We start from the raw sequence: 6560 nt of genomic DNA on the forward strand, positions 1-6560 counted from the left end.
CGCGGCATGACCGACGAACTCGCGCATGCCCGTTGCCGCGATGAAAACCGCCAGCTTCATCAAAGGCTGGAAACGCTGACACGCCAGGATCCCCCCAGCGGACCGGCAGCCGATGACAATGCCGATCTCGAACGGACATTCGACGAATTGCTGGCGGCTGGCGAGATCGGCGCGGCCAATGACGGCGGCCCCACCGGCGGGACGCGCAAAGCGTCTTGACCGCCTGCTGAGGCATATCGGTACGCAGGTGGCCACGCCGAGCCGACGGACGTGTTGGTGATCGGCATGACGCCGCCGCCCTTCTGGCACACCGAACTCGAGGCCGTCGAAACGTCGAGTGCATTCCAACGGTTGTCCTGTCTGTGGATGCCCTCAGCAAGCGTCTTGATCCCTGCCAGAGCGAGGATTCCGAGCCATGAAAAATGAAATGGCTGCCGCAGGTCTCCTCGCCATCAGTCCCGGCTCGATCATTGCATCGCCGAGCGCTCCATGCCCTTGGATAGCATCTGGAGCGGCGGCGGCGTAGATACCGTCTGGAAGAATGTTCAACGTCAAAGCTTAGGAATCGCCATGAGTAGGCAAGATCGAGGCCTTACGCGCTTCTCACGCAGGACGCGCAACGGCTTCAAGAATGCGGCGTTAGCACTTCATCTAGCGATCAACGTAGAACGACGAGACAGCATTGCCATTCGTGTAACAGGCGGCATGGGCGACCATATCGTGGCCGTCCGGTTTATTCGCGATCTGCTGAGCCACTTTGGCCGCGCAAAGATCGACGTCTATTCCGTAACGGGCGGAATGGGCTGGCTCTACGAGCCTCTCCCGGATGTAACTTTCATTGAAGCTCCGAAACGCGTATTTACGTGGGTCACGCATCGATATCTTCTTGTCCTGCAGCTCACACACACCGTAGATCTTGTGCACATGAGTTCTGCCGCTGCCGAACGGTGGCCGGCGCTTTCAGCAATGCTGCAAAGCATCGCACCCTATCGGAAGATGTTTTCGCATGCGATCGATGCGCATCCTCATTTGGACTTCCATCCAGCACTTGTAGCCCAATTTCAGAACGTGAGGCGAGACACCTTTCTGAACCATGTCAGCGGTGTGCCCTTTGGCGGCCATCAATATCCGTTACCTGAGGATGCGTCCTTGGTTCAAAGCTTGGGACTGGACCATAAACCCTACATTACCGTCCATAATTCCTTCAGCGAGGAGTCGGGTCGCCCTCGAGCTACGCGAGATTATCCGTTCTTGGATGATGTCGTGAAAGAGGTGAAGGCGCAGTTGCCGGATCTTCCGGTTGTCCAAGTCGGCGTGGTAGGAGGCACCCTCAGTTCGGCCGACTACAACCTTTCTTCCAAGACAACACAGCCGCAAATCACCTCCGTTCTTGCGAACTCGTCCATGCATTTCGACATGGAGGGAGGGCTTGTTCATATCGCAAGCTGTGTAGGGACGCCGTGTTGTGTCGTTTTCGGTCCAACGCCGATCGGCTATTACGCCTACCCGAACAATATCAATATTGCCCCGCGTGTCTGCGGCGGTTGTTGGTCCATTACATTGGATTGGCAAAAGACCTGCCTTCTAGGCGCTGCGGAACCGCCTTGCATGTTCACGCAACCACCCAAGGCGGTGGCGCATGCGGCGTTACCGCATCTGCGAGTTTTGTTGAGCGAAAAGCGCCGATCAGCCTGAAGGGGCACTTGCAGGCGAACAAGGGCCGGCAAGCGTTAGCATGGGAAACAGCAGACCACGATACACCAAAAGGCCAACCGGGAACGCAACGCCGGCGCTGCCGCGCACAAGCGGATCCCAAAACAAACACAGGCTAAATTGTCCCACCCGAAGCTCGAAGAGTGAAGGATGGTGCCCCTAGCCGGAATCGAACCAGCACTCCTTGCGGAACTCGATTTTGAGTCGAGCGCGTCTACCAATTCCGCCATAGGGGCTCAGGCCGGGCGGCCTGGATGGCGCGGGACTATACGGTTGGAGGGCTGTTCGTCAACTGGCCAATTCTCCGGCGCCCTCAAGATGCGACCAAACTGCGCCTTTCGATTTCGTGAGGGGGCTGCCATTGTGCAGCGCGGAAAATCTTTCTAGACAGGCGGCGCATCAAAGCGCGGCACGTCTGCGGGGACGGATGGCGTGCTCTGGGTCTTTGTTGCGTGCATGCCGTTAACCCCAACCTGCCTGCGCAATGGAACGACACGCATTAGGAGTGCCGATGCTTCGCGGACTTTACGACTGGACCTTGTCGCTGGCGGCCCGCAAATCCGCCGAATGGTGGCTGGCCTTCATCGCCTTCGTCGAAAGCTCGGTGTTCCTGGTGCCGGCCGACGTGCTCTATCTGCCGATGGCGCTGTCGCGGCCGGATCGCGCCTACCGCTATGCGCTGATCGCCACCGTCGCCTCGGTGCTGGGCGGCATCGCCGGCTGGTTCATCGGCCACTACGCCTATGACGCGGTGGCGAGGCCGATCCTCGAATTCTACGGCAAGTACGACGAGTTCGAAGCGCTGCGCGCAGGGGCAGGCATCGGCTTCATCGTCCTGATGCTGATCACGTCGGGCGCTGCCCACCTGCCGCCGATCAAGGTGGTGACGATCCTGTCCGGCGTCATCGGCGTCAATTTGCTGTTGTTCGTGGTGCTGGCGATCGTAGCCCGCGGTGGCCGTTTCCTGCTGCTCGCCTGGCTGCTGCGCCATTATGGCGAACCGATCCGCGAATTCATCGAAAAGCGCCTCGGCCTCATCGCCGGCGCCGGCGCGGCTGCCCTGATTTTGCTCTATATCCTGGTCAAATACGCGTTCTGAACAGAACCATTGCGAGCCGGACGGACTGATTGAAATGACAGCGACCATGAATGCCGACACCGGACGCCAGCGCACGCTGACCGCCTTGTTCCTCGCCGTCGCCATGGCCGCCACCGTTGGCTCGGCGCTCGGCTTCCAGTATCTCGGCGGCTATATCCCCTGCCACCTCTGCCTCGAACAGCGCACGCCCTACTATGTCGGCGTGCCGCTGATGGTGCTGGCGGTGATTGCGTCGATGCTGCACGCACCCAGTTGGCTGACGCGCGGCCTGCTGGCCGTCGGCGGCATCCTGATGCTCTACGGCCTCTATCTCGGCGTCTACCACTCCGGCGTCGAATGGCAGTGGTGGGCCGGCCCGACCGATTGTACCGCAGGCGCCGGGCCGGTCGACACCGGCGGCAAGGGCGTGCTCGACGCGCTCGACAAATTCGTGCCGCCGTCCTGCGACAAAGCCGCCTTGCGCATCCTTGGCCTGTCCCTGGCCGGCTGGAACGCCATCGCCAGCCTGATCCTCGCCGCCGTCGCCTTCCGCGGCGCCCTCACCCGCGACTGATTGAGCAGCGCGACGCAGGGTTCGCGCAAAAATTCGTCGGGCTGACTCGGGTGGCGCGGCTTCGACGTCCGAGCCAGGTCGACCCCCACTCCGTCTCGGCGTCGCCGAGCCACCTCTCCCCCGATCGACGGGGTAGAGGAAGGGGCGCGAACCTGTTGTAGCCAGCGCTCCTCCGAGAGAGGCTCCCTTCCTCTCCCTCCGGAGGGGGGAGAGGTGGCGCTGCGAAGCAGCGACGGAGTGGGGGAAGCCGGTCCTTAAGCGCGAAGCCGCTGATAAGTGAGCACGACCGAACTGGTCCGATACCGGGGAGTGTCGGATATCATGGTCTGGTAGGCGGAAGCGCAGACAATTGCTCCAGACGGCCAGCCTCCCGAATTCTCGAACGATCTCAGGGTTCGAGTTCGACATCCCAGTACAGATAATCCATCCAGCTCTCATGCAGATGGTTGGGCGGGAACAGGCGGCCATTGTTGTGCAGATCGTGCACCGTCGGCTGGAAAGGCTTCTGCAGCGGCCACATCTTGGCATGCGCGGGCATCATGCCGCCCTTCCTCAAATTGCAGGGCGAGCAGGCGGCAACGACATTCTCCCATGTCGTCGCGCCGCCGCGATGGCGGGGGATGACGTGATCGAAGGTCAGATCCTCAGGCGTGCCGCAATACTGGCACTGGAAGCGATCGCGCAGGAAGACGTTGAAGCGGGTGAAGGCCGGGTGCCTGGAGGGCTTCACATAGGCCTTCAGGCTGACCACGCTCGGCAGCTTCATCGAGAAGGTCGGCGAGGAGACGGCGTGCTCGTATTCGGCGACGATGTTCACCCGGTCGAGGAACACCGCCTTGATGGCATCCTGCCACGACCAGAGCGACAAGGGGTAATAGCTGAGCGGACGGTAATCCGCATTCAGCACCAGTGCTGGAAGCCCATCCGGAGATACGGCAACCGTCACGTGTTCACCTCCTTGGTTCTAGACCCGAACGGCGCGGATACTGTAAGCCCGACATGACAGGGATGTGAAGCGGATTGTCGCGTCGCCTAAGCGCCAAAAATGCATGATTTTTATGATTTTTTGCGGATTCAGGCCGGCGGCGCGGCGTCCCGCCCTCTGGTTTCGCGATAATAGGACCAGAAAAGCCGTGATGCGACACCTCGCCACGGGCTCCATGATTCGGCCAATGCGATCAGGGTTTTCTCCGGCGGACGCGGCTCGATGCCGAGCGCGTGGCCGACCGCGCTCTGCAGCGCGACGTCGCGCGCGGGGAAGATGTCGGGATGCCCGGCGGCGAATAAGAGATACACTTCCGCTGTCCACGGACCGATGCCGGACACCGCCGTCATCGTCGTGATCGCCTCCTCGGCATCGAGCGAACAGAGGTGATGAAGGTCGAGGCCGTCGACCACGGCCTGGGCAACAGCGATCAGGCCGCGCTGTTTGGGCCGCGACAGGCCGGCTTCGCGAAACATGTCCTCGCCGGCGGCCAGGATCGCCTGCGGCGTCAGCGGATCGACGAGCTTGGTCAGCCGGCCGAAGATGGCATCGGCACTGGCGCGGGACACTTGCTGCGAGACGACGATCGACGCCAGGCTTCGAAACCCCGGCTCGGACAGCCGCAGCGGCACCTCGCCGGCCATGCCGCGCACCTTTTCCAGGCGCGGGTCGATCACGCAAAGCGCGTCGAGCCCCCGGGCAATGTCGTCTGATGTCACGATACGGCGCATGCTTTCTTGTTCCTCGACCGTCGACAGGGTAGCAATTGGCGAAGCGCCGCAAAACATGATTGCCGCCTGAGAGATGACACTCCTGACATTCCGCTTCGCGCCCAGCCCCAACGGCGACCTGCATCTCGGCCACGCCTATTCGGCGCTGCTCAACCAGAAGCTGGCGGCACGGGCGCACGGACGCCTGCTGCTGCGCATCGAGGATATCGACACGACGCGCTGCACGCCGCAATTCGAGGCCGGCGTACTTGCCGACCTGAAATGGCTGGGGCTTGGCTGGGAAGAGCCGGTGCGCCGCCAGTCCGAGCATTTCGCCGAATACCAGGCGGTGCTCGAGCGGTTGATCGCGGAGGAACTCGTCTACCCCGCCTTCATGAGCCGTGGCGAGATCCGCGCCTTCATCACCGACAGCGAAAAGCGTGGGCGCGACTGGCCGCGCGATCCCGATGGCGTGCCGCTCTACCCCGCCGCGGACAAGGCGCTGCCGCTGAAGGAACGTCAGCGGCGGATAGTCGAGAATGCGCCCTTCGCCTGGCGTCTGGATGTCGAGGCCGCCATGGCGCGTGTCGGCAAGGACCTGTCCTGGACGGAGTATTCCGACGAGACGCTTTCCGCGACGCGCTCCGTGGAAGCCCGCCCGCAGGACTGGGGCGACGTGATCTTGGCGCGCCGTGACATCCCGACCAGTTACCACCTCGCCGTCGTCATGGACGATGCGCTGCAAGGCGTCAGCCACGTCGTACGCGGCCAGGATCTGTTTTCCGCCACCGGCGTGCAGCGCCTGCTGCAGCGACTCCTGGGGCTGCCGCAACCGGCCTATTTCCATCATCGCCTCATCCTCGGACCCGACGGCCGAAAGCTGTCGAAGAGCCTCCGTGACACCGGTCTTGCCGCGCTGCGCCATGCCGGCGCATCACCTGATGACATCAGACGGACGGTCGGGCTTTGACCAGGCGAGATCACCTGCCAAATGCGCCGGCCGTTGAATTTCAGTGATGTATGGATCAATGGTTTCGCTTTGCGCGTCGGGTTGAAGCGCATTAGAGCAGCGCCACGGTCAACTCTCCCCAGTACGGCGGCCTCCGGAACATGCACAGCATCAAGCGGTTCATCCCCGCCACCTTCGTCGTCTTGTGGGCCACCGGCTTCATCGGTGCGCGCTACGCCATGCCGTGGGCGGAACCGTTCACCTTCCTCGCCGCGCGTTTCGTCCTCGCTGCTATCCTGCTGGCCGTCCTGATGCTTGTGCTTGGCTCGAAAAGAGCCACCCGCCAGGAGGCGCTGCATGCCACCGGCGCCGGCATCCTGATGCATGGCGTCTATCTCGGCGCCGTCTTCTGGGCCATCCACAGGGGCATGCCGGCCGGCTTTTCAGCCCTCATCGTCGGCCTGCAGCCACTGATCACGGCGGTGCTTGCCGGTAAGTTTCTCGGCGAGGCGATCCTGCCGCGCCACTGGCTTTGCCTTTGCATCCGCCTC

General features: G+C 62.4%; 8 protein-coding genes and 1 tRNA gene. 6 read left to right on the forward strand and 3 right to left on the reverse strand.

All coding sequences use genetic code 11. The features are described 5' to 3' along the window. Both EN939_RS16185 and EN939_RS16190 read left to right on the forward strand, forming a co-directional pair. The coding region (locus EN939_RS16185) for a hypothetical protein (protein ID WP_164751020.1) at positions 1–219 on the forward strand (219 nt) is incomplete at its 5' end. Positions 220–489: 270 nt separating this feature from the next. Continuing rightward, the gene (locus tag EN939_RS16190) at positions 490–1695 is read left to right on the forward strand and encodes a glycosyltransferase family 9 protein (protein ID WP_127268789.1); all 1206 of its coding nucleotides are present in this window, start codon (positions 490–492) and stop codon (positions 1693–1695) included. A gap of 169 nt (positions 1696–1864) precedes the next feature. Here the strand turns inward: EN939_RS16190 and EN939_RS16195 are convergent. Beyond that, positions 1865–1949 (reverse strand) — tRNA-Leu (locus tag EN939_RS16195). Between the two features lie 275 nt (positions 1950–2224). Here EN939_RS16195 and EN939_RS16200 point away from each other — a divergent pair. Both EN939_RS16200 and EN939_RS16205 read left to right on the forward strand, forming a co-directional pair. Continuing rightward, the gene (locus EN939_RS16200; protein ID WP_127268790.1) at positions 2225–2812 is read left to right on the forward strand and encodes a YqaA family protein; all 588 of its coding nucleotides are present in this window, start codon (positions 2225–2227) and stop codon (positions 2810–2812) included. A gap of 34 nt (positions 2813–2846) precedes the next feature. Next, positions 2847–3365 carry a disulfide bond formation protein B gene (locus EN939_RS16205; protein WP_127268791.1) on the forward strand — a complete coding sequence of 173 codons (519 nt, stop codon included), beginning with the start codon at positions 2847–2849 and terminating at the stop codon, positions 3363–3365. 388 nt (positions 3366–3753) lie between these two features. On the opposite strand, the gene EN939_RS16210 is transcribed toward EN939_RS16205, so the two are convergent. Beyond that, positions 3754–4311 (reverse strand): HNH endonuclease, encoded by a 558-nt coding sequence (locus EN939_RS16210; protein WP_006328497.1) that lies wholly within the window; start codon positions 4309–4311, stop codon positions 3754–3756. Between the two features lie 128 nt (positions 4312–4439). Continuing rightward, positions 4440–5081 (reverse strand): DNA-3-methyladenine glycosylase family protein, encoded by a 642-nt coding sequence (locus EN939_RS16215; RefSeq protein WP_127268792.1) that lies wholly within the window; start codon positions 5079–5081, stop codon positions 4440–4442. A gap of 73 nt (positions 5082–5154) precedes the next feature. Between EN939_RS16215 and gluQRS the strand changes: the two genes are divergently transcribed. After that, positions 5155–6030 carry a tRNA glutamyl-Q(34) synthetase GluQRS gene (gene gluQRS / locus EN939_RS16220; RefSeq protein ID WP_127268793.1) on the forward strand — a complete coding sequence of 292 codons (876 nt, stop codon included), beginning with the start codon at positions 5155–5157 and terminating at the stop codon, positions 6028–6030. Between the two features lie 140 nt (positions 6031–6170). After that, positions 6171–6560 (forward strand): EamA family transporter (locus EN939_RS16225; RefSeq protein ID WP_164751021.1); only part of this gene is annotated, 390 nt, incomplete at its 3' end.

Source organism: Mesorhizobium sp. M7A.F.Ca.CA.002.05.1.1, from assembly GCF_003998335.1.
In the GTDB taxonomy this organism is placed as follows: Bacteria; Pseudomonadota; Alphaproteobacteria; order Rhizobiales; family Rhizobiaceae; genus Mesorhizobium.

Bases quoted from the DNA above. Each gene is read 5' to 3' on its own strand.
- EN939_RS16190 (WP_127268789.1), top strand. From the start codon at position 490: ATGCCCTTGGATAGCATCTGGAGCGGCGGCGGCGTAGATACCGTCTGG.
- EN939_RS16200 (WP_127268790.1), top strand. From the start codon at position 2,225: ATGCTTCGCGGACTTTACGACTGGACCTTGTCGCTGGCGGCCCGCAAA.
- EN939_RS16205 (WP_127268791.1), top strand. From the start codon at position 2,847: ATGACAGCGACCATGAATGCCGACACCGGACGCCAGCGCACGCTGACC.
- EN939_RS16215 (WP_127268792.1), bottom strand. From the start codon at position 5,081: ATGCGCCGTATCGTGACATCAGACGACATTGCCCGGGGGCTCGACGCG.
- gluQRS (WP_127268793.1), top strand. From the start codon at position 5,155: ATGACACTCCTGACATTCCGCTTCGCGCCCAGCCCCAACGGCGACCTG.